This is a genomic window from Allobosea sp. P5_A5 (assembly GCF_056400625.1).
In genome coordinates this window covers 272,215-297,613 of sequence record NZ_JBFUKY010000004.1, presented here as the reverse complement: position 1 = coordinate 297,613, position 25,399 = coordinate 272,215, and the positions used below count along the sequence as shown (strand labels likewise).

18 protein-coding genes and 1 pseudogene are annotated in these 25,399 nt (G+C 66.4%); 14 read left to right on the top strand and 5 right to left on the bottom strand.

Annotated elements, in window-relative coordinates:
• Both topA and AC1DR6_RS11030 read left to right on the top strand, forming a co-directional pair.
• On the top strand, nt 1–2,712 hold the full coding sequence (gene topA, locus AC1DR6_RS11035; protein WP_476829378.1) for a type I DNA topoisomerase: 2,712 nt from the start codon (nt 1–3) through the stop codon (nt 2,710–2,712).
• Nucleotides 2,713–2,740: 28 nt separating this feature from the next.
• Nucleotides 2,741–2,974 (top strand): hypothetical protein, encoded by a 234-nt coding sequence (locus AC1DR6_RS11030; protein ID WP_476829265.1) that lies wholly within the window; start codon nt 2,741–2,743, stop codon nt 2,972–2,974.
• A 15-nt stretch (nt 2,975–2,989) separates the two neighbouring features.
• Here AC1DR6_RS11030 and AC1DR6_RS11025 read toward each other — a convergent pair whose 3' ends face one another.
• A complete protein-coding gene (locus AC1DR6_RS11025) occupies nt 2,990–4,201 on the bottom strand; it encodes a DUF2778 domain-containing protein (protein WP_476829264.1) in 1,212 nt (403 codons plus the stop codon).
• Nucleotides 4,202–4,568: 367 nt separating this feature from the next.
• On the opposite strand from AC1DR6_RS11025, the gene AC1DR6_RS11020 reads away from it, so the two are divergent.
• Nucleotides 4,569–5,879 (top strand): MFS transporter, encoded by a 1,311-nt coding sequence (locus AC1DR6_RS11020; RefSeq protein WP_476829263.1) that lies wholly within the window; start codon nt 4,569–4,571, stop codon nt 5,877–5,879.
• 147 nt (nt 5,880–6,026) lie between these two features.
• Here the strand turns inward: AC1DR6_RS11020 and AC1DR6_RS11015 are convergent, their stop codons facing one another.
• The gene (locus AC1DR6_RS11015; protein WP_476829262.1) at nt 6,027–8,354 is read right to left on the bottom strand and encodes a bifunctional salicylyl-CoA 5-hydroxylase/oxidoreductase; all 2,328 of its coding nucleotides are present in this window, start codon (nt 8,352–8,354) and stop codon (nt 6,027–6,029) included.
• A 255-nt stretch (nt 8,355–8,609) separates the two neighbouring features.
• On the opposite strand from AC1DR6_RS11015, the gene AC1DR6_RS11010 reads away from it, so the two are divergent.
• The 7 genes from AC1DR6_RS11010 (at nt 8,610) to AC1DR6_RS10980 (ending at nt 14,869) form a co-directional block, all read left to right on the top strand.
• A complete protein-coding gene (locus AC1DR6_RS11010; protein WP_476829261.1) occupies nt 8,610–9,371 on the top strand; it encodes an SDR family NAD(P)-dependent oxidoreductase in 762 nt (253 codons plus the stop codon).
• 23 nt (nt 9,372–9,394) lie between these two features.
• Nucleotides 9,395–9,922 (top strand): MarR family winged helix-turn-helix transcriptional regulator, encoded by a 528-nt coding sequence (locus AC1DR6_RS11005; RefSeq protein WP_476829377.1) that lies wholly within the window; start codon nt 9,395–9,397, stop codon nt 9,920–9,922.
• Complete coding sequence (locus tag AC1DR6_RS11000; protein ID WP_476829260.1) at nt 9,922–10,758, top strand: enoyl-CoA hydratase family protein; 837 nt, start codon at nt 9,922–9,924, stop codon at nt 10,756–10,758. Before AC1DR6_RS11005 ends, AC1DR6_RS11000 begins: the two co-directional genes overlap by 1 nt.
• 1 nt (nt 10,759) lies before the next feature.
• Nucleotides 10,760–11,950, top strand: coding sequence for an acyl-CoA dehydrogenase family protein (locus tag AC1DR6_RS10995; protein WP_476829259.1), 1,191 nt, complete (start codon nt 10,760–10,762; stop codon nt 11,948–11,950).
• Between the two features lie 35 nt (nt 11,951–11,985).
• Nucleotides 11,986–13,617: a benzoate-CoA ligase family protein gene (locus tag AC1DR6_RS10990; protein ID WP_476829258.1), complete on the top strand. Its 1,632-nt coding sequence runs from the start codon at nt 11,986–11,988 to the stop codon at nt 13,615–13,617.
• A 47-nt stretch (nt 13,618–13,664) separates the two neighbouring features.
• Nucleotides 13,665–14,072: a RidA family protein gene (locus AC1DR6_RS10985; protein ID WP_476829257.1), complete on the top strand. Its 408-nt coding sequence runs from the start codon at nt 13,665–13,667 to the stop codon at nt 14,070–14,072.
• Between the two features lie 146 nt (nt 14,073–14,218).
• On the top strand, nt 14,219–14,869 hold the full coding sequence (locus AC1DR6_RS10980) for an EF-hand domain-containing protein (protein ID WP_476829256.1): 651 nt from the start codon (nt 14,219–14,221) through the stop codon (nt 14,867–14,869).
• A gap of 125 nt (nt 14,870–14,994) precedes the next feature.
• On the opposite strand, the gene AC1DR6_RS10975 is transcribed toward AC1DR6_RS10980, so the two are convergent.
• The 3 genes from AC1DR6_RS10975 to AC1DR6_RS10965 form a co-directional block, all read right to left on the bottom strand.
• Entirely contained in the window at nt 14,995–18,579 is a 3,585-nt protein-coding gene (locus AC1DR6_RS10975; protein WP_476829255.1) for an error-prone DNA polymerase, read from the bottom strand.
• A gap of 172 nt (nt 18,580–18,751) precedes the next feature.
• Nucleotides 18,752–20,296 (bottom strand): Y-family DNA polymerase, encoded by a 1,545-nt coding sequence (locus tag AC1DR6_RS10970; protein WP_476829254.1) that lies wholly within the window; start codon nt 20,294–20,296, stop codon nt 18,752–18,754.
• Nucleotides 20,202–21,059 carry an ImuA family protein gene (locus AC1DR6_RS10965; protein ID WP_476829253.1) on the bottom strand — a complete coding sequence of 286 codons (858 nt, stop codon included), beginning with the start codon at nt 21,057–21,059 and terminating at the stop codon, nt 20,202–20,204. Before AC1DR6_RS10965 ends, AC1DR6_RS10970 begins: the two co-directional genes overlap by 95 nt.
• 370 nt (nt 21,060–21,429) lie before the next feature.
• Between AC1DR6_RS10965 and AC1DR6_RS10960 the strand changes: the two genes are divergently transcribed.
• The 4 genes and pseudogenes from AC1DR6_RS10960 (at nt 21,430) to AC1DR6_RS10945 (ending at nt 25,290) form a co-directional block, all read left to right on the top strand.
• Nucleotides 21,430–22,878 carry a phospholipase D-like domain-containing protein gene (locus AC1DR6_RS10960; RefSeq protein WP_476829252.1) on the top strand — a complete coding sequence of 483 codons (1,449 nt, stop codon included), beginning with the start codon at nt 21,430–21,432 and terminating at the stop codon, nt 22,876–22,878.
• An 80-nt stretch (nt 22,879–22,958) separates the two neighbouring features.
• A pseudogene (locus tag AC1DR6_RS10955) lies at nt 22,959–23,744 on the top strand (endonuclease/exonuclease/phosphatase family protein); the annotation flags it as partial.
• Nucleotides 23,745–24,199: 455 nt separating this feature from the next.
• On the top strand, nt 24,200–24,748 hold the full coding sequence (locus AC1DR6_RS10950) for a chromate transporter (protein ID WP_476829251.1): 549 nt from the start codon (nt 24,200–24,202) through the stop codon (nt 24,746–24,748).
• Nucleotides 24,749–24,753: 5 nt separating this feature from the next.
• The gene (locus AC1DR6_RS10945) at nt 24,754–25,290 is read left to right on the top strand and encodes a chromate transporter (RefSeq protein ID WP_476829250.1); all 537 of its coding nucleotides are present in this window, start codon (nt 24,754–24,756) and stop codon (nt 25,288–25,290) included.
• Nucleotides 25,291–25,399: the final 109 nt, after the last annotated feature.

The window sequence follows — 25,399 nt, the reverse complement described above, 5'->3', positions numbered from 1 at the left end:
ATGAAACTCCTCGTCGTCGAGTCGCCGGCCAAGGCCAAGACGATCAACAAATATCTGGGCTCCGATTACGAGGTCATCGCCTCGTTCGGGCATATCCGCGACCTGCCGGCCAAGGACGGCTCGGTCGAGCCCGACAACGACTTCCTGATGAAGTGGGAGATCGAGGGGCGCGGTGCCAAGCAGGTCGCCGAGATCGCGCGGGCCGTTAAGGGCGCCGAAAAGCTCATCCTCGCAACCGACCCGGATCGCGAGGGAGAGGCGATTTCGTGGCATGTGCTGGAGGCGCTGAACCAGAAGAAGGTTCTCAAAGGCATCCCGGTCGAGCGCGTCACCTTCAACGCCGTCACCAAGGAGGCGGTGCAGAAGGCCTTGGCCAATCCGCGTCAGGTCGATCAGGCTCTGGTCGATGCCTATCTGGCGCGCCGGGCGCTCGACTATCTCGTCGGCTTCACGCTCTCGCCGGTGCTGTGGCGCAAGCTGCCTGGCGCTCGGTCGGCCGGCCGGGTCCAATCGGTCTCGCTGAAGCTGGTTTGCGACCGCGAACGCGAGATCGAAGCCTTCCGGGCGCGGGAATATTGGTCGCTGGTCGCGACGCTGGCCACCGCGTCAGGGCAGACCTTCGAGGCCCGTCTCGCCGGCGCCGATGGCAAGAAGATCACCCGCCTCGACATCGGCAATGCCGAGGAAGCCAAGGCTTTCAAGGAGGCTCTCGAAACCGCGCTGTTCACCGTCGCGAATGTCGAGGCCAAGCCGGTCAAGCGCCATCCGTATCCGCCCTTCCAGACCTCGACCCTGCAGCAGGAAGCTTCGCGCAAGCTCGGCTTCGCGCCGGCCCGGACCATGCAGCTCGCGCAGCGGCTGTATGAGGGCGTCGATATCGGCGGCGAGACGGTCGGCCTCATCACCTATATGCGAACCGACGGCGTCGACATGGACGGCTCCGCCATCACCGCCGCCCGCAGCGTCATCGGCAAGGAATTCGGCGACGCCTATGTGCCGGGCGTGCCGCGCAAATACACCGTCAAGGCCAAGAACGCGCAGGAGGCCCACGAGGCCATCCGCCCGACCGATCTCGGCCGGCTCCCGGCCATGGTCGTGCGCCAGCTCGAACCGGACCAGGCCAAGCTCTATGAACTGATCTGGAAGCGCACCATTGCGAGCCAGATGGAATCGGCCGCACTCGAGCGCACCACCGTCGACATCGCGGCCAAGGTCTCCGGCCGGAATCTCGAATTGCGGGCCTCGGGCCAGGTCACGCTCTTCGACGGCTTCCTGAAGCTCTATCAGGAGAGCCGCGATGACGAGGAAGACGAGGACAGCAAGAAGCTCCCGGCGATGAAGGCCGAGGACAAGTTGGAAAAGCGGGCGATCGCGGCCGACCAGCACTTCACCGAACCGCCGCCGCGCTATTCCGAAGCCAGCCTGATCAAGCGCATGGAAGAACTCGGCATCGGCCGGCCCTCGACCTATTCCGCGACGCTGACGACTCTGCGCGACCGCGAATATATCCGCATCGACAAGAAGCGCCTCGTGCCCGAGGACAAGGGCATGCTGGTGACGGCGTTCCTGGAGAGCTTCTTCGGGCGCTATGTCGAATACGACTTCACCGCGAACCTGGAAGAGAAGCTCGACCGAGTCTCGAACGCCGAAATCGACTGGAAGGCGCTGCTGCGCGAGTTCTGGGAGGAGTTCACCGCCTCGATCAGCGAGACCAAGGACCTGCGTGTCGGCGACGTTCTGGAGGCGCTGAACGGCATCCTCGGCACCTACATTTTCCCGGCCAAGGCGGATGGCTCCGACCCGCGGGTGTGCCCGACCTGCGGCAACGGCCAGCTCTCGCTCAAGCTCGGCAAGTTCGGCGCCTTCGTCGGCTGCTCGAACTATCCGGAGTGCCGCTTCACCCGCCCGCTGACCGTGCAGGCGACCGACGGCGAGGCCACCACTGAGGGTGGCCAGGGTGCGCCGGGCGTGCGCGTGCTCGGCAAGGACCCGGTGACCGAGCAGGACGTCACGATGCGGGATGGCCGTTTCGGCCCCTATATCCAGCTCGGCGAAGGCGAAAAGCCGAAGCGCTCCAGCCTGCCCAAGGGCATGAGCCCGGGCAGCGTCACGCTGGAGCAGGCGCTCGCCCTGCTGTCGCTGCCGCGCGAGGTGGCGCGCCACCCCGTCTCGGGCGAGCCGATCCTCGTCGGCATCGGCCGCTTCGGACCTTATGTCCAGCACGGCAAGATGTACGCCAATATCGAAAAGGACGACGAGGTGCTGGAACTCGGCGCCAACCGCGCCATCGACCTGATCGTCGCCAAGGAGAGCGGCGGAGGACGCGGCGGCCGTGGAGCGGCAACACCGGGACGGGCGCTCGGCGAGCATCCGGAGGGCGGCGCGCTGGAGGTCAAGGCCGGGAAATACGGGCCTTACGTCGCCTGGGGCAAGATCTTCGCGACCCTGCCGAAATCGCAGTCGCCCGACGAGCTGACGCTCGAACAGGGCATCGCGCTGGTCAACGCCAGAGCCGAAATCAAGGGCGGCAAAGGCAAGCCGAAGGCTGCCGCGAAGGTGAAGGCTCCGGCGGCCAAAGCTTCGTCAGCCAAGACGGCTGCGGACAAAGCCCCTGCGGCCAAAAAGGCACCTGCGAAGAAAGCTGCCGCCAAGAAAGCTCCGGCCAAGAAGGCAACCGGTTCGGCAAAGGCTGCGAAGGCCAGTGCCGACTGACGCCGCAGCCCCATACGACGGTGGATAGATGCGGTTCGCCGGTTGGCTTTTCCTGGGCGGCGGCCTCGCCGTCTGCCTTGTCACCTTCGCCGGGTGGGTCTGGCTCAACGCCTATGCCTGCGCCTGTGCCTTCTCGAAGGTGCGCCTGCGCTGGGAGGATACGGAGGCGCTCGCCGTGTTCATCCCGCCCTTCGTCATCGGCTGCGTGATGATTCTTATCGGCGGCGCGCTGAGGTACGGCAGTCGCCCGCCGAAATCCTGACGCCGCCCGGTCGTCTCAGAGGCTCGCGACGACCGTGATCCGTCGGATGTCCCCGCGCAGGAAGGCCTGCAGGAAGCGCTCATAGTCGCGAAACGAGATGCAGCCGTTGGAGTCGCCATTCGGGCCGAGCATGAATGTGTGGGCGAGCAGGCCGGCGCGGCCATGGATGGCGCCGGAGCCGCCCACGGGCGTCAGGCGGATGGCGCGCACGCCATGGAACAGCGCCTCCCGCTCGGTGAGATTATAGGTATGGGGCGGGGTAACGCCCTTCATCCGAACATGGGCGTAGCGCGGGTCGTCGAGATATTCGCCGAGGCCTGAATGAGCCTCCAGCTTCTCGCCGTTCGGCATGTAGACCATCTTGGCGCTGATGTCGTAGATCGCCGTCCCGGCCTCGGCCGTGCGCGGGGGCGTGCCCACCGACGGGCTCATGCGCGTGACGCGGCCCCGGTCGATGGCCTCATCCTGCGGCGCGGCATAGGCCAGCGCCGTGCCGGCCTGCTGCTGCTTCTGAACGCCGAAGAGCTTTTCGAAGAAATTCCGATTGTCGGCGGCCGAGGGGGTCGGCGACGCGGCGGCGACGCGGTTGCGGCGGGAGGGTCCGGTCGACTGCGCAAGACGCGGCGGCGTGTCGCTCGGCGACGAGAGATCGGACGGACGCGGCATCGGCAGCAGAGCGGCGCCGGCGCCAAGCCCGGCCGCGACTTCCGAAGGAGAACCGCCGGCTGTGGCCGTTTCGGGCGGAAGCGAAGCGATCATATCCGCCGGGCGGGGCACGGGCAGCGGCACTAGGCGTTCGGCGAGACTCGCCGTCGCCTGGGCAGGCAGCGGCAGGCTCTGGCCGGCATCCGGCTGGTCGAGCGCTTGCGGCACCGCGGCCAGGTGCATTGCCGCGCCCACAGGACGGGAATTGCCGATCTGAGCCGGCGTGGTGCCCGCAAAAGTCGGGTCCAGCAGACCGCTGTAGATCGCCTGCGGCGTCGCTGTCGCACCGGCGCGAACCGGCGCATCGGCGACGATGGCGAAGGGGGAAGCCGCTTTGCGCTCGCTGAAGGCGACATCGACATTGGGATCGCGCGGGGAGAGATGGTCGAGCAGGCGCACGCCGGTCATGACGCCAAGGCTGAGCGCGGCAACCCAGAACACGCTGCGCAGGAACGGCCGACGACGGCGCCGCAAGCGCAGATGATGCGCCCCACCCCGCCGCGAAAAACTCGATGACCTCATGGCCGCACTCTCGACACGCTACGCTACGCCCCTAGCCGCGGACGCAATTTCGCGTGCCGCCTGCCCTCGCATCACGAGGGCGGGCGGGGCGCAACCTTCACGTCCGGCCATGCTGGGAGAACCCAAAATACGTTCTCTCTTGATAAGGCGCGTTGTTGGTTAATCGACGGTGAACCAGGCCGAAGCTTTTTGAGGGGCGCGGCGAAGCGGCTTCGCCGGCGACCTTTGAAAGCCATGCAAAGGCGGCGCGATGATGGCGCGCCGCCCCGCCACTGAAAGACGGAAGTTCTGGCAGGGCCGCCCTGATTCGTTCATCTTTGCAGGCCAAGGAACGAGCCCGGTCATTTCAGCCCAAGCCGAATCGCAGATGTCGCAAGGACCGCAGCCCGCCGATCCGGCGAGGCCCGCAACAGCGCCCGTGATCGTCACGCCGAAGCCGCCGCACAGCAGCTCGTTCGGTGCGCTCGGCGCGATCGTCGGCGGAGCGCTGATCCTGCAGATCGCCTCGACGATCGTGAATACGACCGTACCGTTGAAGCTGGCACTGGCACAGAAGCCGCCGCTGCTGATCGGCCTTGTCGGCTCGTCCTATTCGGTCGGCTTCCTGATCGCCTGTTTCGTCATCCCTTCCTTTATCCGCCGCGTCGGGCATATCCGCGCGTTTGCGGTCTTCGCCGGTTTGCAGGCGGCGCTGACGCTCGGCCTGCCGATGATGAGTTCCGATCTCTGGGGCTTCGCGCGGCTCGGCATGGGGTTCGCCGGCGCCGGCCACGCCATCTGCATCGAAAGCTGGATCAGCGGACAGGCCAAGGCCGGCCAGCGCGGGCGGCTTTTCGGCTTCTACCAGATCCTCAACCGCCTTGCGCTGATCGGCTCCCAGATCGCGGTCGGCTACATCTCGATGCAATCCGACAATATCTTCCTGTTCGCGAGCGCCGCCTTCTCGCTGGCGCTGATTCCGGTGGCGATGACCCGCGCCAAGGGTCCCGAGTCGGGCGAGGTCGTTTCCGTCAGGCTCAACACGATCTGGCAGTATGCGCCGGCAGCCGTGATCGGCTGCCTCTATGTCGGCATGATGGGCGGCGCATTGACGAACGTCGCCCCGGCCTACGGCATCCTGATCGGTCTCGACCAGCGCTGGGCGATTCTGCTCACCGCAGGCATCCAGATGGGCGCGCTGGTGCTGCAATGGCCGCTCGGCCTGCTGGCGGACCGGGTCGAGAGCCGCATCATCATGCTCGTCGCCACGATGTCGGTCGTGCTGTGCACGCTGGCGCTGGGCATGGTGTTTTGGCTGGACCTATCGCACGGGCGGTTCTGGCTGTTCGGCCTGTTCGCGCTGATCGGCGCGGGCAGCATGCCGATCTATACCGTCGCTGTGGCTCATGCGTATTTCAGGCTGGGGCGCGAGCGTGCGCTTGGGCTTTCCGCGCAGTTGCTGTTTTTGTGGGGCACCGGCTCGGCCATCGGACCGCTGGTGTCGAGCGCCTTCATGCAGGTGATCGGCCCCAACGGGCTGCTGGTCTATCTCGGGCTGTTGTCGGGCGCGGCGGCGATCTATCTCGGCTTCCGGATCCGCGTGAAGCCGCCGTCGGTCGCTCCTTTCGGCGAGCGCCTCTCGACCACGCCCACGATCCCGGAGGTTTCCCCGGCGGGGCGGCAGCAGGGCGGGAAGTAGGGTTCGACCGCGACCGTCATTGCGAGCGCAGCGAAGCAATCCAGAGGGACTGGGTCCATCCGTTCGACCCGGCCCCCCTGGATTGCTTCGTCGCTCCGCTCCTCGCAATGACGGTAGCGTGCCGCAAGAGCTGCGTCGTGAGGTCGGCTACTCCGCCGCCACAGCGTGCCGGCTCGGCTTCGCCTTGAGCTTCAGCGCCTCGAGCTCTTCCCGCTCGCGCGGTGTGTTGCGCATCAGCTGGTCCTTGCCGGGTCCGTATTGCACCGGCTGCTCGATATCGACGCCGTACCAGGCCGCCGCGCGCAGCACGAAGGATGGATCGGCGAGGTGCGGGCGGCCCAGAGCAACGAGATCGGCGCGGCCGGCCGCGATGATGGTGTTGATCTGATCCGCCGTGGTGATGTTGCCAACGCACATGGTCGCGACGCGGGCCTCGTTGCGGATGCGGTCCGAGAACGGTGTCTGGAACATGCGGCCGTAGGCGGGCCGTGACTCTCGCGCTGTCTGGCCGGTCGAGACGTCGACGAGGTCGCAGCCTTCTGCGGCAAAAGCCTCCGAGATCGCGACGGAATCGTCGGCCGAGAGGCCGCCCTCGGCCCAGTCGGTGGCGGAGATGCGGACAGACATGGGCTTGTCCTTCGGCCAGACCTCGCGCAACGCCCGGAACACTTCGAGCGGATAGCGCAGCCGGTTCTCGAGCGAGCCGCCATAGTCGTCGTCGCGCCTGTTGGTCAGTGGCGAAAGGAAGCTCGCCAGAAGATAACCATGGGCGCAGTGCAGCTCCAGCATATCGAAACCGGCCCGTTCGCCACGCTCCGCTGCCGCGACGAACTCGGCCTTGACCCGGTCCATGTCGCCGCGGGTCATCTCGCGCGGTACCTGGCTTTCCGGGTAGTAGGGCAGCGGCGACGCCGAGATGATCGGCCAGGAGCCGTCTGTCAGCGGGCGGTCCATGCCCTCCCACATCAGCTTTGAGGCGCCTTTGCGTCCCGCATGGCCGAGCTGGAGGCAGATCTTGGCAGCCGAATGGGCATGGACAAAATCGACGATGCGCGTCCAGGCGGCTTCCTGCTCGTCGGTCCACAGGCCGGCGCAACCGGGCGTGATGCGGGCATCGGACGCGACGCAGGTCATCTCGGTGTAGATCAGCCCCGGCCCGCCGATGGCGCGGGAGCCATAATGCATCAGGTGCCAGTCGCTCGGCAGGCCGTCTTCAGCGGAATACTGGCACATCGGCGAGAGCACCATGCGGTTTTCGACCCGCATCCCGCGCATTTCGAAGGGCTGGAAGGCGGGCGGCACAGGCGAGCCGCCCTTGCGTCGTTTCGCCAGCGAGCCGAGTTCCTTCGCCACGAGTTCATCGACCGCCGTGACCATCTCCGGCGCCCGCAGCGCGAGATTGTCGTAGGTGATCGCCTTGGAGCGGGTCATCAGGCCGAAGGCGAAGCGCAGCGGCTCGAAATCCCAGAAGCGGCGCAGCTCCTCGAACCAGACGAGCGAAACATCGGCCGCATGCTGGGTCTTCTCAACCTCCTCGCGGCGCTTGGTCTCGAACAGCTTCAGGCCGGCGGCGACATCGAGCTTGGCCTGCCCCATCGCCCTGTGCAGGGCAATCGCGTCCTCCATCGCCAGCTTGGTGCCGGAGCCGATCGAGAAATGCGCCGTCGCCTTGGCGTCACCGATCAGGACGACGTTGTCGACAACCCAGTTGCGGCAGCGGATCATCGGGAAATTGCGCCAGAGCGAGCGGTTGGTGACGAGGCTATGGCCTTCCAATTCCTCGGCAAAGACACCTTCGAGGAAGGCGGCCGACTGCGCCTCGTCCATGGCGCCCAGGCCCGCCTTCGCGAAGGTTTCCGGGTCGGTCTCCAGCACCCAGGTCGAGCGGCCGGCCTCGTACTGGTAGCAATGGGCAATGAACACGCCGTGCTCGGTTTCCTTGAAGAAGAAGGTGAAGGCGTCGAAGGGCCGCGTCGAGCCCATCCAGGTGAAATGATTGGGGCGCAGGTCCGTCTGCGGCTGGAAGCGCTCGCGCCAGGTTTCGCGGACGCGGCTGTTGATGCCGTCCGCGCCGACGACAAGATCGTAATCGCGCTTCAGCGCCTCGATATCGGCGATATCCGCGCCGAAATGCAGGCCGACGCCGAGTTCGCGCGCCCTCTCCTGCACCAGCATCAGCAGGGAGCGGCGCGAGCAGCCGCAAAAGCCGTTGCCCGGCACGCGGTAGCTGTCGCCCTTGAAGTGGATCTCGATGTCGTCCCAATAGGCGAAATTGTCGCGGATCGCGGCATAGCTCTTGGCGTCCGCCGCCTTGAAGGTATCGAGGGTCTGATCGGAGAAGACGACGCCGAAGCCGAAGGTGTCATCGGCCTGGTTGCGCTCGAAGACATCGACCGTGATTTCCGGCCAGTCCCGCTTCATCAGGAGCGCGAAATACAGCCCAGCCGGGCCGCCACCCACAACCGCGATGCGCATCGACGCCTCCATCCGGGGACCAGGCCGATCCGGCCTCAGAATTATTTTAAACCTGAAATGATTTTGGACTCAAGAGCGAACGGGCCTGATCATGGCGCGACCGGCCTCCGGCAAGCGCTCATCCAGAGGGGCCGCAGCACGCGGCTTCGGATCGCTACTTAAGATGAGGGCTCGGCCGGATGGCTCCCACCGCGCCTTCATCGCCCGCCTTGCAAATTGTTTCAGACTTAAAATATATTACGCCACGGAGGTTCTATGGCCATGGCTCTTCAGGGACAGCACGCGCTGGTCACGGGCGGCGCTCGCGGCATCGGCCGGGCCATCGCGCAGGCGCTGACGAATGCCGGCGCGCAGGTCAGCATCCTCGGGCGCGATGAAGCGGCCTTGCGGGAGGCGGTCGCGGCGGGCGCTGCGCAAGCCTGTGCCGCCTGCGACGGGCGTGACCCCGCCGCCGTCTCGGCGGCGCTGGGCCGGCTTTCGGCCACCCACGCCTTCGACATCGCCGTCGCCAATGCCGGCGCGGTCGAAACCGGGCCCTTCATGCGCAGCGACAGCGAGCGCTTCCGCCGGATGATCGACATCAACCTGATCGGCACGGTCAATCTCTTCCACGCCGTGCTGCCGGGCATGCTGGAACGTGGAAGCGGCCGGCTGGTCGCCATCGCATCCACGGCAGGGCATCGCGGCTACCCCTATGTCAGCGCCTATGCGGCGGCGAAACATGCCGTGATCGGGCTGGTGAAGTCGCTGGCGCTGGAGACGGCGCGCTCCGGCGTCACTGTGAACGCGGTTTCGCCCGGCTATGCTGACACCGACATGGTGGCGGCGGGGCTGGACACTATCGCCGCCAAGACCGGCAAAAGCCGCGATGAGGCGCTGGCGGAGATGGTGAAGGACAATCCGCAAGGAAGGCTGGTCGCGCCCGATGAGGTCGCCGCCGCCGTGCTTTATCTCTGCGGACCCGGCAGCGCGGCCGTGACCGGCCAGTCGCTGCTGGTTAATGGCGGGGAGTTCTGACGGTGGAAACGCCCTCCTCCGCCTTGCTGCTCGACCGCGAGACCAAGGCCAGCGAACGGCCCGGCGAGCACAAGGACGAGCTCAGGCTCTGGCTGCGGCTGCTAACCTGCTCGACGCTGATCGAGACCGAGATCCGCAACAGGCTGCGCGAGGAATTCAGAACCACGCTGCCGCGTTTCGACCTGATGGCACAGCTCGACAAGAGCGTGATCGGAATGACGGTCGGCGAAGTCTCGCAACGGCTGATGGTCTCGAACGGCAACGTCACCGCCGTCGTCTCAGGGCTGGTCTCGGACGGGCTCGTAGACAAGCGCTCTGCTCCGCAGGATCGGCGCGTACAGATTCTGACGCTGACGCCGCAAGGGCGCAAAGCCTTCAAGGCGATGGCCGAGCAGCATGAAGGCTGGATCGCCGACCTTTTCGCCGGGCTCGACCCCGCGCAGACGACGCAGCTTTTCCGGCTGCTCGGCGACACCAAGACATCTTTGCATCGCGCCATCTCCGCCCGGACGGAGCCCCCAGCCGATGCCGCCGCCAAGGGAGAGGCCTGATGGGCTCGATCGCCAACGCCACCACCTTGCCGCTCTCCGATTTCGTGCCCGAGCATTTCGGCCTGTCCGTCTCCGGCAAGGTCGCGACGGTGACGCTGAACCGGCCTGAGAAAAAGAATCCGCTGACCTTCGCAAGCTACCGCGAACTCACGGATTTCTTTCTCGCCGCGCAGAAGGATGAGGGCGTCAAGGCGATCGTCGTCACCGGCGCCGGTGGCAATTTTTCCTCGGGCGGCGATGTGTTCGAGATCATCGGCCCACTGGTCGCGATGGAGACCAGGGAGCTGCTGAAATTCACCCGGATGACGGGCGAGCTGGTCAAGGCGATGCGGGGCTGCCCACAGCCGATCGTGGCGGCGATCGACGGCGTCTGCGCGGGGGCCGGTGCGATCATGGCGATGGCGTCGGATCTCAGGCTCGGCACGGCGAGCAGCAAGATCGCCTTCCTGTTCAACCGCGTCGGCCTCGCAGGCTGCGACATGGGCGCCTGCGCGATGCTGCCGCGCATCGTCGGCCAGGGGCGCGCGGCCGAGCTGCTCTATACCGGCCGCTCGCTGAAGGGCGAGGAAGCGGAGCGCTGGGGCTTCCTGAACCGCCTCTGCGCGCCGGACGCCGTGCTGGCCGAGGCGCAAGCGCTGGCAGCCGAGCTGGCGGACGGGCCGACCTTCGCCAATGCCATGACCAAACGCATGCTCGAAATGGAATGGGCGATGTCGGTCGAAAGCGCGATCGAGGCCGAGGCGGTGGCGCAGGCGCTTTGCATGCAGACCGAGGATTTCGCCCGCGCCTATCACGCCTTCGCGGCGAAGCAGAAGCCGGTCTTCGAGGGGCACTGAGATGGGCGGAGCCGCACTCGGCCTCGACATCCTCAGCGACACACTGGATTGGCCGTTCTTCGAGGAGCGGCACCGCGCCTTTGCGGGCGAACTGTCCGGCTGGGCTGATTCCTATCTGGCCGATCTGCCGCATGACGATGTCGACGAGGCCTGCCGGGCCCGTGTGGCGGCTTTGGGGGCGGCAGGGTTTCTGAAGGCCGTGGTTCCGGCGGCCTATGGCGGGCTCGGCGAAAAGCTCGATGTCCGCACGCTCTGCCTTGCCCGCGAGATCCTGGCGGCGCGCGACGGGCTCGCCGATTTCGCCTTTGCGATGCAAGGCCTCGGCACGGGCTCGATCAGTATCGCCGGTTCGGAGGCGATGAAGCGGCGCATCCTGCCCGACGTCGCGGCGGGACGGCGCATCGCCGCTTTCGCGCTCTCGGAGAAGGAGGCGGGCTCGGATGTCGCGGCGATGGCGACGACTGCGACGCCGGACGGCAACGCCCATGTCCGCATCGACGGCGAGAAAAGCTGGATCTCGAATGGCGGCATCGCCGACCATTACGTCGTCTTCGCCCGCACAGGCGAGGCGCCCGGCGCGCGCGGGCTCTCCGCCTTTCTGGTCGAGGCCGACACGCCGGGCCTGAGCGTCACCGAACGGATTGAGGTGATCGCGCCGCATCCGCTCGCGACGCTGCGCTTCGAGAGCTGCCGCGTGCCGCTCGAAAACCGCATCGGCGGCCCAGGCGACGGCTTCAAGGTGGCGATGGCGACGCTCGACATCTTCCGCTCGACGGTCGGCGCAGCAGCGCTCGGCTTCGCGCGGCGCGCGCTGCATGAGACGCTTCGCCACGCGAACAGCCGCAAGCTCTTCGGCGGCACGCTCGGCGACCTCCAGCTCTCGCAAGCCGCCATCGCCGACAGCGCAGCCGAGGTCGAGGCGGCGGCGCTGCTGGTGTATCGCGCCGCCTGGACCAAGGATCGCGGCGCGGCGCGTGTCACGCGCGAGGCCGCGCTGGCCAAGCTCGTCGCGACGGAGAACGCCCAAAAAGTGATCGACCGGGCCGTCCAGATCCATGGCGGACTCGGTGTCACCAAGGGCGTCAAGGTGGAGGAACTGTACCGGGAGATCCGGGCGCTGCGGATTTATGAGGGCGCCTCCGAAGTGCAGAAAATCGTGATCGCGCGCGAGCTTCTGAAGGCCAAGAGCTGACCGGCGAAAGCCGACGAGAACGAGGGGTCACGGCAATGCAGTTTCACCGCTCTGGTCATGTCGACAGCTTCGCGCGGGACAATCTGCCGCCGGCGGAGCAGTGGCCGCAGATCGACCTCGCCAAGGCGGGGCTCTCCTACCCAGAGCGGCTGAACGCGGTCACCGAGCTGGTCGACGCGCATGTCGCGGCCGGGCGTGGAGATCGTATCGCCATCATCGGCGACCATTTCATCTGGAGCTATACGGCGCTGGCCGAGCGGATCAACCGCATCGCCAACGTGCTGACGCGCGATCTCGGCATGGTGTCCGGCCATCGGGTGCTGCTGCGCGCCGCCAACACGCCGATGATGGTCGCGACCTATCTGGCCGTGATCAAGGCCGGCGGCGTCGTGGTCGCGACCATGCCGATGCTGCGCGCCAAGGAGCTGGTCTATCCGATCCGCAAATCGAGGATCGCGCTGGCGCTGTGCGACCACCGCTTGCTTGGCGAGTTGAACAATGCGCGCGCGCAGACGCCGGACCTCGCCCGCATCGTTGCTTTCGGCGCGGACGACAGCGAACTCGAGCGGCTGATGGCACAGCCCGGCTATGAGCGCTTCGCGCCTGTGGATACCGCGAGCGACGATGTCTGCCTGATTGGTTTCACCTCCGGCACCACCGGCGAGCCCAAGGGCACGATGCATTTCCAGCGCGATCTGCTGGTCGTCTGCGACACCTATGGCGCCAAGGTGCTGAAAGCCGATGCGGACGACCGCTTCGTCGGTTCCGCGCCGCTCGCCTTCACCTTTGGGCTTGGCGGCATGGTGCTGTTTCCCTTCCGCATCGGCGCGGCTGCCGTATTGCCCGACAAGACCGGGCCTGCCGATTTGATCGAGGCGATCGAGCGGCACAAGGCGAGCGTGATCTTCACCGCGCCGACCGCCTACCGCGCCATGCTCGACAAGCTGGACGGGCGCGATATTGCCTCGCTGCGGCTCTGCGTTTCGGCTGGAGAAAACCTGCCGAAGCCAGTCTTCGAGGCCTGGAAGGCGCGCACCGGCCTGCCCCTGATGGACGGTATCGGCGCGACAGAGATGCTCCACATTTTCATCGCCGCGCCGCGCGAGGCGATCCGGCCCGGTGCCACCGGCATCCCCGTGCCGGGTTTTGAGGCCATGATTCTCGATCCGGACGGCAAGGAAGCGCCGAATGGCACGCCCGGCCGGCTGGCGGTGCGCGGCCCGATCGGCTGCCGCTATCTCGCCGATCTGCGCCAGACGATCTATGTGCAGGATGGCTGGAACGTCACCGGCGACACCTACATCCGCGATGGCGACGGCTATTTCTGGTATCAGGCGCGCTCGGACGACATGATCGTCTCCTCCGGCTACAACATCGCCGGGCCCGAGGTGGAGGCGAGCCTGCTCGCGCACCCCGACGTGATGGAATGCGGCGTCGTCGGCGCCCCCTGCCCGGATCGCGGGCAGATCGTGAAGGCTTATATCGTGCTGCGCGCGGGTCTTGCAGGCGATGCGGCGCTCGCCAAGGCACTTCAGGAGCATGTGAAGGCGTCAGTCGCGCCCTATAAATATCCGCGCGCGATCGAATTCGTCGAGGCCCTGCCCAAGACCGCCAGCGGTAAGTTGCAGCGCTTCGCGCTCCGCGAGATCGCGCGCGGCGAAAGCTGACACCCTTTTGGATATAAGCCGCAAACGGCCAAGACGAGGCGACACCGATGTCGAACCCAACCCCTTCCCGCGCGATCCTGCCCGAGGGCTGGCCCATGCCGCGCGGCTATGCCAACGGCATGGTCGCGAAAGGCCGTGTCCTGGTGACCGGCGGGCTCGTCGGCTGGGATGCGGCTGGCGTGTTCGCTCAGGGCTTCGTCGCGCAGTTGCGGCAGACGCTGATCAACATCAAGGCCGTGGTCGAGGCTGGCGGAGGCCGCGTCGAGGATATCGTGCGCCTGACCTGGTACGTCACCGACATCGACGCTTATCGCGCGAGTTTGAAAGAGATCGGCCCGGCCTATCGCGAGGCGTTGGGCCGGCATTTTCCGGCGATGGCCGTGGTCGGTGTCGCGGCCCTGGTGGAACCTGAGGCGCTGCTGGAGATCGAAGCGACGGCCGTGATCGGCGACTGAACCAATCGGCGACCCTGCGTCAGGCCGCCGCAGCCCAGGATGTGGGAAAAAGACTCACGCTCGAAAATTCATTCATCTTTCACCAAGAAACGAGGCGCAGGCTGCTCGGTGTCGCCATCCCGGCGACGCGTATCCGGAGCAGACCCATGTCCAGTATCGGTGGGGTCGGCGGTTCAAGACCGCCGCAACATCACAAACCGCCCAGCTTCGACCAGATCGACAGCGACAGTAATGGCGGCGTCAGCCTCGATGAATTCCAGGCCAGCGCGCCGAAGAACGCCGACAAGAGCAAGACCGACGCGCTGTTCAAGACGATGGACAGCGACAATGACGGCTCCGTCAGCAAGACGGAGATGGATGCCTTCAAGCAGAAAGCGAAGAAGGCCGACGACGCGCTGAACTCGTTCCTGTTCTCGCTGCAATCGCAGGATCCCTCCTCGACGCAGCCGGCTTCCGCCAGCGACGGCAAGGACATCTTCTCGCAGATCGACACCGATTCCAGCGGTGGCGTCAGCAAGGACGAGTTCGCCAAGGCGTTCGGGGACAGCAAGCTCGGCAGCGACCGCCTGAACCAGCTGTTCAGCGCGATCGACAAGAACGGTGACGGCTCGGTCTCGCAAGACGAGGTCAAGCAGTTCCAGACCTCGATGCAGGGGAACCGGGGACATCACGGGCACCATGGCCCGCCTCCCACCCCGCCCGCAGACGTGACGAACGCCACCCAAGCCTATGGCAGCGCCTCCACCCTGACGAGCACAGCCAGCAACACGAATACGGCCTACGCGAAGAGCGCCTGAACAGGCACCTGACCCCAGGCCGGTCGACACCGGCCGGAAGCGAGATCCACGACGCCGCCGGCAGAAGCCGCTGGCGCCGCTCGAAGACCAGGCAATCGGAGCCGAAAACGCTGTGGCTCGCCGCTTCAATGAAAATCGCGGGATTTCGGCAGCACCCTGACATCGCGCGGATGGCGATGGCGCTGCAAGGGCGGATTCCTCAATTCGTCGATGCGCGGCACCGGTTCCGCGCGGTGCGTGTCGGACAGCGAAAGCAGATCGCCCGAACGGTCGAAGATGCGCTGCGCCATCAGATGCGTGACCCCTTCCGGGCTTTTCTGCACCCTGCCCTCGACCAGCATCAGCCGCGCGCCCATCACCTCACGCCGGAAGCGCTCGAACAGCCGCGCCCAGATCACGACATTGGTGACGCCGGTCTCGTCCTCCAGCGTGACGAAGATGGCGTTGCCGTTGCCCGGCCGCTGCCGCACCAGCACGATGCCGGCGGTGCGGACGAAGGTCGCGTCCGATTTCGCTTCGGTCTCGGCGCAACTCAGGATGCGCTCGCGCCGGAAGCGCGGCCGCAGAAGTTGCATCGGGTGGCCCTTCAACGAAAGCCTGATCGTCTGATAATCGGCGACGATGTGCTCGGCGAGCGGCATCTTGGGCAGCGCCTGCGTCGGCTCGGCTCCGAGTTCGCGGGCCGTAGCGGCCTGAAACAAGGGCAGCGCCGCATCGTCAGGCAGGCGCCGCACCGCCCAGAGCGCCTCGCGGCGATCCAGGCCGAGAGACCGAAAGGCATCGGCATCGGCCAGCAAACGCATGGCACGCGCCGGAAGGCCGGCGCGGCGCATCAGTTGCTCGACATCGCGGTAGGGGCCGTTCGCTTCTCTCTCCTCCGCGATGGCCTTGCCCAATTTCTCCACGAAGCCGTCGATCTGGCGAAAGCCGAGACGCAGCGCGAAGGGGTGTTTTTTCGCAAGAGATTCTGCCGAACTTTGAATGGAACCGGAGAATCCCCTCTCCTGTAAGGAGAGGGGTAGGGGTGAGGTGTCGGCCATCTGACCAGCGGAGAGCCACCTTTCGGCAGCACCGCGGTGAGGCCTCGCCTTATCGTCCAACCGCCGACCCCTCACCCTGCCCTCTCCCTCCGGGAGAGGGTTCTCCGCGCCTTCTTCGTTCAGACCGCGGCTGCCCGTTGTGCCCGCCTCCAACCCATTGTCCCAGCTACTCAGGTTCACGTCGATCGGCCGGGCTTCGACACCGCCGTTCTCTTCCGCCTCCCGCACGATCTGGGCCGGTGCGTAGAAGCCCATCGGCTGGGAGTTCAGCAGCGCGCAGGCGAAGGCGGCCGGGTGCTTCTTCTTCAGATAGGAGGAGATGTAGACCAGCTTGGCGAAGGAGGCGGCGTGGCTCTCCGGGAAGCCATAGCTGCCGAAACCCTTGATCTGATCGAAGCAGCGCTGCGCGAAAGCGCGCTCATAGCCGCGCGCGACCATGCGCTCGACCATCATCTCCTCGTAATTTCCGATGGTGCCATCGTTGCGGAAGGTCGCCATCGCCTTGCGCAGTCCGTTGGCTTCGATGTCGTCGAACTCGGCCGCGACCATGGCCAATTTCATGGCCTGTTCTTGAAAGAGTGGAACTCCGAGCGTTTTTTCCAGAACCGACTCCAGCTCGTTTTGCGGATGCGGCGGCGCGGGCTTCGGGTACTCCGCCTTCTCAATTCCCGCCCGCCGCCGCAGATAGGGATGGACCATGTCGCCCTGGATCGGACCCGGCCTGACGATCGCGACCTGAATGACAAGATCATAAAGCTTTTTTGGCTTCAGCCGCGGCAGCATGTTCATCTGCGCCCGGCTCTCGACCTGAAAGACCCCCAAGGATTTGCCCTCGCAGAGCATCTCGTAAGTTTCTTTATCATCTTTCGGCACGTCGGCGAGGCCAAGCCGGCGCCCGGTATAGCTTTCCATCAGTTCGAAAGCCTTGCGGATGCAGGTCAGCATGCCGAGCGCCAGCACATCGACCTTCATCAGCTTTAGTTCGTCGATATCGTCGCGGTCCCATTCGATAAAGGTGCGTTCGGCCATTGCGGCGTTGCCGATCGGAACCGTCTCGTCGAGGCGCCCGCGCGACAAAATGAAGCCGCCGACGTGCTGGGAGAGATGACGTGGGAAGCCAAGAAGACGAATAGCGAAATCGACCGCGCGTCGTATCGTCGGGTTCTTCGGGTCGAGCCCGGCCTGACGCACGCGCTCGTCGCCGATGCCCGTGCCCCAACTGCCCCATTGCGTGTTGGCGATGCAGGCCGTGACGTCCTCGGTCAGGCCCAATGCCTTGCCGACATCGCGGATGGCGCTGCGCGGGCGATAGCGGATCACGGTAGCGGCAATGCCGGCGCGCTCACGGCCATAGGTTTCGTAGATCCACTGAATTACCTCCTCTCGGCGCTCATGCTCGAAATCGACGTCGATGTCGGGCGGCTCCTTGCGCTCGGTCGAAAGGAATCGCTCGAACAGGACATCGCTTTCCGCCGGATCGACGGCCGTAATGCCCAGCACATAGCAGACGGCGGAATTGGCGGCCGAACCGCGGCCCTGGCACAAAATGCCCCGGCTTTCGGCGAATTCGACGATATGGCGGATGGTCAGGAAGTAGCGGGCGTATTTCAGCCGCGCGATCAGGTTCAACTCCTTGTCCAGCAGGGCTCGAACCTTTGACGGGACTCCGTCCGGATAACAAATTTCCCCGCGCTGGCGCACCAGTTCCTCCAGCCACGCCTGATCGTTCCAGCCAGGCGGCACAGGCTCGTCGGGATATTCGTATTCCAGTTGTCCGAGATCGAATTCGATGCGGGAGAACAGGTGCTGCGTCTCGGTGATGGCGTCGGGCGCGTCGCGAAAGAGGCGGGCCATCTCCTGCGGGGTCTTGAGGTGGCGTTCGGCGTTGGATTCGAGCAGGCGCCCGGCTCGCTCGATGGTGACGCCTTCGCGGATGCAGCTCAGCACGTCCTGCAAATCGCGCTGATCGATCGAATCGTAGAGCGCGTCGTTGGTCGCGATCAGCGGCACGCGCCGGGTGGCCGCGATGGCGGCCAGCCGCGCAAGGCGGCGGCGGTCGTCGCCCCGGCGATGCATCGTGGCGCCAAGCCACAGCGCGCCGGGAGCCGCCTCGTCGAGACGCGCCAGCAGTGCAGGCAACCCGTCGAACCTGCGCCCCGGTATCAGGATCAGCAGAAGGTCGCGTGTATCGGCGAGAAGGTCCTCGATGACGAGCCGGCATTCGCCCTTCTTCACACCATCCTTGCGATTGCCGTGGCTGAGCAGGCGACAGAGCCGGCCCCAGCCCTCGCGATTGGCCGGGTAGAGCACGATGTCGGGCGTGCCATCTGAAAAGACCAGACGAGTACCGGTCGCGAGCTTGAAATCCTTCGCCATCGCTTGAAGTTCGTGCGGCTTGAACGGCAGATCGGCGAAGGCAGGGTTCTCGATCCAGAGATATTCGCCGGGGCTGCCGCCCTCCCTGATCTTTTCGGGCGCCGGCAACCCCGTCTCTCGCAGCTCCTTCAAGGCCGCCCACGCACGCACGACGCCGGCGACCGTGTTGCGGTCGGCCAGCCCCAGGCCCGTATGGCCGAGCAGCAGCGCGGTCAGCATCATGTTCGGGCCGGGCGAGGCGCCGCGCAGGAAGGAGAAGTTCGTCGCGGCAACGGGCTCGGCGAAGGCGCTCATGGCACGGCCCGTCCTTGCCTTCCGCAGCCCTCATCCTGAGGAGCGGGCAAGGCCCGCGTCTTGAAAGATGTCCCAGGTGGCTCCGGGACCTCCTGAAACATCTTTCGAGACGCCGCTTCGCGGCTCCTCAGGATGAGGGTTGCGGCAAGGGGTGCCCAAAAAGCTTGCAGCCTCATGCGAAAAGCCCATGCAGATACCAGCGCGGCGGCGCCTGCTCGGCCTCGTAGAAGCCGATGCGGTAGAGCCAGAAGCGGTGTCCTTGCGCATCCTCGACGCGGTAATAATCGCGCATCGGCTCGTCGGAGCCGTCGCGCCACCACTCGGGCGCGATGCGCTCAGGCCCCTCGGCACGGGCGACGTCATGGATCAGGCGCCGCCAGCGGAAGCGGATCGGCGGGCCGTCCGGCACTTCGGCGATCGCCTCGACCGGATGGGGCGGCTCGAAGAGCTGGAGTGGCCGGGCCGGCGGCTCTTGCGGTTCTGGCGCGGCCCAGATGCATTCGGGTAGCGGCACGGCGGCGGAGCGCGCCTTGGCGCCTCGGACGGGATGGTGGCTGTCCTGCTCGGCAAAGCGCAGCACCCGGTCGCGGCCAAAGCGGGTGACGAGCCGGTCGACGAGATCGGCCACAGCCTCCTCCTCCACGGCCCGGCCGTCGAGACTGTGCTGGGGCGTGGCCATCGGCTCGCAGACCGGGACGGCGAGCTTGACGGCATCGAAGCCGAAGCCGGGATCGAGCGGATCGGCCAGAGCCTCGATCCGCTCGCGATAAAGCCTGAGCAGCGCCTTGGCGTCGCGCGAGGGTCGTCCGGTTTCGAGCGTGAGGCGGCGCACAGCCCCGTCGCTGCGGAAGAAGCCGATCTCGAAAACGCGCCCGCCCTCGCCGCGCGCCTCAAGCACGCGCGCCGCCTCGCCGATCAGACGGAGAACGACATCCTCGAGGCTCGCCGTGTCGGCGAAGGGCTCGGCGAAGTGACGTTCCACCACGCAGTCCGGCGGCGGGCGCAAGGGCGTGATCCGGCGGTCCTCGTGACCCAGCGTGCATCTGAGCCGGATCGCGAGTTCCTCGCCGAAGCGGGCGGTCAGCGTCTGCGAGGGACGCGCCGCCAGATCGGAAAGCGTCTTCAGCCCCGCACGGGAAAGAGCGATCACGGTCTCGGGCTCGATGCCCAGCGCCGCCGTCGGCAGGCCGAGCAACGCCGCCTCCTCCCGACCCGGCGGGAGAATGCCGCCAGGTCCGTGACGGCCATAGGCGTGGGCGGCCTCGGGGGTGCCGGCAACGGCGACCTTCAGCGCGAGGCCGAGCCGGTGCACGAGGCGCTGGATGAGGGCGACCAGCGCCTCTTCACCCCCGAAAAGATGGGCGCAGCCGGTGATGTCGAGCAGCAGCCCGTCGCGTTCGTCCAATGCGACAAGCGGGGTAAAGCGATCGCAGAAGGCAGCGATATCCTCCAGCAGAACCTGATCCGCCATCGGCTGCGATTCCAACGCGACTAGGTCGGGAATGCGGGCGCGGGCATCGGCAAGCGTCAACCCGCGCGTCAGGCCGAGCCGAACGGCGTTCCTGTCGCAATCGACGATGCGCATCGCGTTGCGGTCGATCGCGACGAGGACATGGGGTTTCTCAGCCGGCGCGCCGAAGGCCGGAATCCTGCCCCTGCGCCGCAGGCGATCCGTCGCCAGGAAGGGAAACCAGAGAGCGAGATAGCGGCGGGGCATGGTGCGTCCGGGGGGCCAATCGGTCGAAGGCGGTTCTTTCCGCAAAGAAACGTCGGTCACGGTCCCACTCCACACGCCACTCACGCTGCGCCGCGCCGCCTCTCTGGCGCAGCAAACTCACCTCGAAAGCCGGAGCCCCCGGCGCATTCGCCACGAGCGCGCGGGAGGCCAGCGAGGCCACCCGCCAGCGCGTTCGCGCCGCGCTCGGCGCTTCCCGCGCCGCCACGCGCAGCAAAAGCACGGTCACTCCCGCCCCTTCCGCCGCCAGCGAAAGACGCCGGCTCGCCGTGAGGTCGAAGGACTTGGCCTCGCCCCAGGGCTCGATCAGCACGGCGCCGAGCGCCGGGCAGCGCGCCCCTTCCGCCCCGGCCCGCAGAACCCCCTCCGCATCACGCGCCCGCACCAGCAGCAGGCGCGCTGGATCGAGCCCCAATTCGTTCAGGCCCGGGGCATGAAGTCGGCCTGTCTCGACATCAACGAAATCCTGCCTTGCCCAGAGGATCGGCCGTTCCGCGGCCTCTTCGACTCCGCCCGCAGCGCGTAAGGCGAGGCCGAGAGCAAAGCCCGTCGCCGCAGCCAGATCGGCCGTGCCGGCGGCATGGATTTCATGCAGGGCAGCCCGCTGAAGCCCTCCCGCCAGCACGATGTCGATGTCCGGCACGCCGAGCGCGACACGGCCGGCCGCGACGGGGCCGGCGCGCAAGGCCGCTGCCGCCAGGGTGCTGCGCAGATCGGACAGGGAGGGCGAGGCGGCGTTCTGCATGCGAGGACAGGATCTTTTGTTCGCTCTTTGTTCCGATACAGAACGACACAGATATGGCCGCGAGTCGAGTCCTTGCCGTCGCAAGCCGAAAGACACCCTTACCTGGGGTTTTGGACCGCTCCTTGAAGCATCATGAAAATGGAAAACTGTTTTATTCCAGCATTCTATCGCGAAGGGACATGCGCTCCGTCATCCCTCAAAACCGTGTATACGGGACCGTGGTATTCTGGGGATTACTGCCATTTCCGGTTCTGGAGTGGATGCCGGTTTCCTCTCCTTGGCATGGAAAACCCGGACCCTTCGCCATATCCGGTGCGGGACCGAACACGCCGCTTTCCCAGACCCATGCAGCATGCTTTAGCTTGCCCGCATGTGGGGGATTCTCTCGGCGTACTGGCCGCATATCTTCGCTGTCGTCTCTCTGGCGATGGCGACCGCCGCCACCGTGCATGCGGTGATGACGAAGGACGAGGTCCGCGCCGCCATCGGCTGGACGGCCGTGATCGTGCTTTCGCCCGTCATCGGTGCCGTGCTCTATGCGATTGCCGGCATCAACCGGATCCGCCGAGCGGCCATCCTTTCGCAGCGTCCAGGCCATCGCACCGGCGACGATTCGGCTTTCCATATCGGCCAGGACGAGGTTGCGGCGCTGTTCGGCCAGCGGTTCTCCGCCATGAAGACGCTGGGCGACCGCGTCGCGCGCCATCCGCTGACGCGGGGCAACACGATCCACACCCTGCGCACCGGCGACGAGGCCTATGCCGCGATGCTGGAGGCCATCGGTGAGGCTGAGCGCAGCATCCTGCTCGAGACCTATATCTTCGACCGCGACCCGATCGGCCTGCGGATCGCCGATGCGCTGATCGCCGCGAAAGCGCGTGGTGTCGTCGTCAAGGTTCTGATCGACGCCGTCGGCGCGCGCTATTCGGTGCCGAGCATCGCCGGCCGTCTGGCCCAGGGCGGTATCGATGTGCGCGTCTTCAACGGCAACATCATCGTCGGCTTAAGACTGCCCTATGCCAATCTGCGGACCCACCGGAAGATCATCGTCGTCGACGGGACGGTCTCCTTCATGGGCGGCATGAACATCCGCCAGGGCTTCACCTCCGAGTTCTCGGGAGATGGCGCAGCCCATGACACGCATTTCCGCGTGACCGGGCCGGTTGTGGCCGACCTCTTCGCCATCGCGAGCGAGGATTGGCGCTTCACCACGAATGAAGCGCTCGAAGACGAGGTCTGGGACATCCCACCCCCGCCCGAAGCGGATTCGCCCGTGCTGATGCGGGCCGTGCCGTCCGGCCCCGATTCCTGCCTGGAGAACAATCACAAGCTGCTGATCGGCGCGCTGTCGATCGCACGGCGCTCGGTCAAGGTCATGTCGCCCTATTTCCTGCCGGATCAGGAGCTGATCAGCGCCCTGGTGACGGCGGCGCGGCGCGGCGTCTCGATCGACATCGTGGTGCCGGCGGTCAACAATCTCGTGCTGGTCGACCGCGCGATGACGGCGCAGTTCGACCAGATGCTCAAGAATTATTGCCGGATCTGGCGCTCGACCGGCCCGTTCGACCATTCGAAGCTCCTCGCGATCGATGGCTCATGGGCCTATGTCGGCTCCTCCAACCTCGACCCGCGCTCGCTCCGGCTCAATTTCGAGATCGATGTCGAGGTTCTCGACCATGGTTTCGCCGGCGGAATCGAAGCGCGGATCGATACCGCGATCGAGACGGCGCAGCCGGTGACGCTCGACGCCTTGCGCGCCCGCTCCTTCCCCATCCGCCTCATCGACCGCCTGATCTGGCTCGGCTCGCCCTATCTCTAAGAATGGTCACGAACCCGACCTTTTCGTTCGTAGATTAGTTTCACGATTCGAGCCGACCTTCCCCAACAGCTGGCGCCGCGATGCAGAAAAAGAGCCCGAGCCTGCCGGCCAGCATCATCGCATCGCTGCGCGAGCGCCGTCGCGGCGGGGGGGCTCCGATGGGAGCGCGGCAGGCCGGGACGCTCGTCGCCTCCTACAATGTCCACAAATGCGTCGGCGTCGACGGCCGCTTCGACCCCGAACGCATCGCGAGCGTGATCGCCGAGATCGGGCCGGACGTGATCGCCCTGCAGGAAGCCGACAAGCGCTTCGGTGAGCGCCACGGGCTGCTCGACCTCGCCTGGCTGGAGCGCGAGACCGGCCTGCTGCCGGTTCCGCTGACACCGCGCGGAGCGTCCCATGGCTGGCATGGCAATCTCGTGCTGTTCCGGCAAGGACTGGTGCGGGACGTTCACCAGGTCACGCTGCCGGGGCTGGAGCCGCGCGGCGCGCTTGTCGTCGATCTCGACCTGGCGGACGGCACGCCGCTCAGGCTGGTCGCGGCGCATCTCGGCCTGCTGCGGCGCTCGCGTTCCCAGCAGGCGCGCATGATCATCGACATCATGCGCGGTCGCCAAGAGCGACTGACGCTGCTGATGGGCGATCTCAACGAATGGCGGCTCGGACCGCGCTCGTCGCTGGAAGCCCTCGGCCCCGCCTTCGGCACTCTCCCCGTCCCGGTGCCGAGCTTCCCGTCCGGCCTTCCGCTGTTGGCGCTGGACCGCATCATCGCCAACCGGCCGGAAACCCTGTCGCAGGTGGAGGTCCACGATACGCCGCTGGCGCGGGCGGCCTCGGACCATCTGCCGATCAAGGCCTATATCGATGCGGCGCTAGCCAGCCTGCAGCTCGGCGAAGCCCCTTTTCTGACGGATAATTTCGCGCTTTCATCCGCTGCAGAAGCTGAATCCGCGCCCCTGGCGGGGCTGATGGCCGGTGAGCCGCGCGACAAGCGTAATGGCGAGCTCGTCCGCAAGGCCGGCGCCAAGCTGAGGCGCGCGGTTGGCCGCACGCTGGGACGGCGGGATGGGCCGCGGCAGTAAACGCGTCCGATGCTCTTCACCGTCATTGCGAGCGTAGCGAAGCAATCCAGAAGGACTGGGTTGAACGTCTAACCCAGTCCCTCTGGATTGCTTCGTCGCTGCGCTCCTCGCAATGACGGCCTGAGCACAACGGCACCTTCCTGCCGCTCCGTCATGACGCTCATGCACCGTGCCGCTGGCTATCCGCCCCGAAGCGCGCAATCTGACGCTTCCAGAGTCGCTTGCCACGCGGACTTCAGATGCAGGTTTCGCCCGTCGAACGGCCCAGTGCCGCGGATCTCTTCCTGATCTTCGCACGCATCGGGCTGACCAGCTTCGGCGGCGGTCTGTCGGGCTGGCTGCTGCGGGAATTCGTGCAGCGGCGGCGCCTGATGAGCGAGGAGGAATTCCTCAACGGGCTCTCGATCGCGCAGGCCCTGCCGGGCGTCAACGTCACCAACATGGCGATCTGGATCGGATACAAGCTGCGCGGGCGCAACGGCGCCATCGCCTCCTGGCTCGGCATCATCGTGCCGGCGGCGATCGTGATCGTCGGGATCAGCCTGATCTTCACCGCCCTTTCCGGCTTTTCGTTGACGCATGTCGCCTTGTCCGGTGCGGCCGCAGCGGCGATCGGGCTTTCGCTCTCAATGGGGCTGACGGCGGCGCGCCGGGTCCCGCGACGCGCCTTCCCGCTCGCAGTGATGGCAGCAACCTTCGTGGCCGTCGCCTTCCTGCAGTTCCCGCTGATCTGGACCGTGCTGGTCGCCGGCTCGCTCAGCGTCGCCGTCTCCTACCGCAACGGCTAGCCTCGATGCCTGCTATCGCCTGGAGCATCCTGCTGGTCTTCCTGCCGCTGTCGGTCGTCACCATCGGCGGCGGGCAAAGCGCGATTGCCGACATGCACCGGCAGATCGTCGATGTGCATGGCTGGATGACGGCGTCGCAATTCGTCGATGCTTTCGCGATCGCAAGGCTGGCGCCCGGTCCCGGCTCGCTGCTGGCGACGCTGATCGGCTGGCAGATCGCCGGGTTCTGGGGAGCGCTGGCGGCCACCATCGGCATCTTCGGCCCCACCGCGCTGCTGATCTACGGCGTCGCGCATCTCTGGTCGCGCTATGAGGGCGCGCGGCTGCTGACGGCGCTGGAGCGGGGGCTGCGGCCGGTCGCGGCGGGCATGATCCTGGCGGCGAGCTATGTCCTGATCCGCTCGCTCGACTCGGGCTGGATCGGCCGTGGGCTCGCCTTGGCCTCGACCGCGCTGCTGATGGCGACGCCGGTCAACCCGCTGCTGCTGATCGGCGGCGGGGCGGGCTGCTTCGTCGTGCTGCACATGCTCGCGCTGGTCTGACGCGGAATCGATCACCGTTTTGCAGGATTGGCCGGACTAAAAGCGGCTCTATTCCAGCCCCTATTGTCCGCTATCTGAGGTGGCGCTCAGCGGCGCAAGGCGCCGAGCG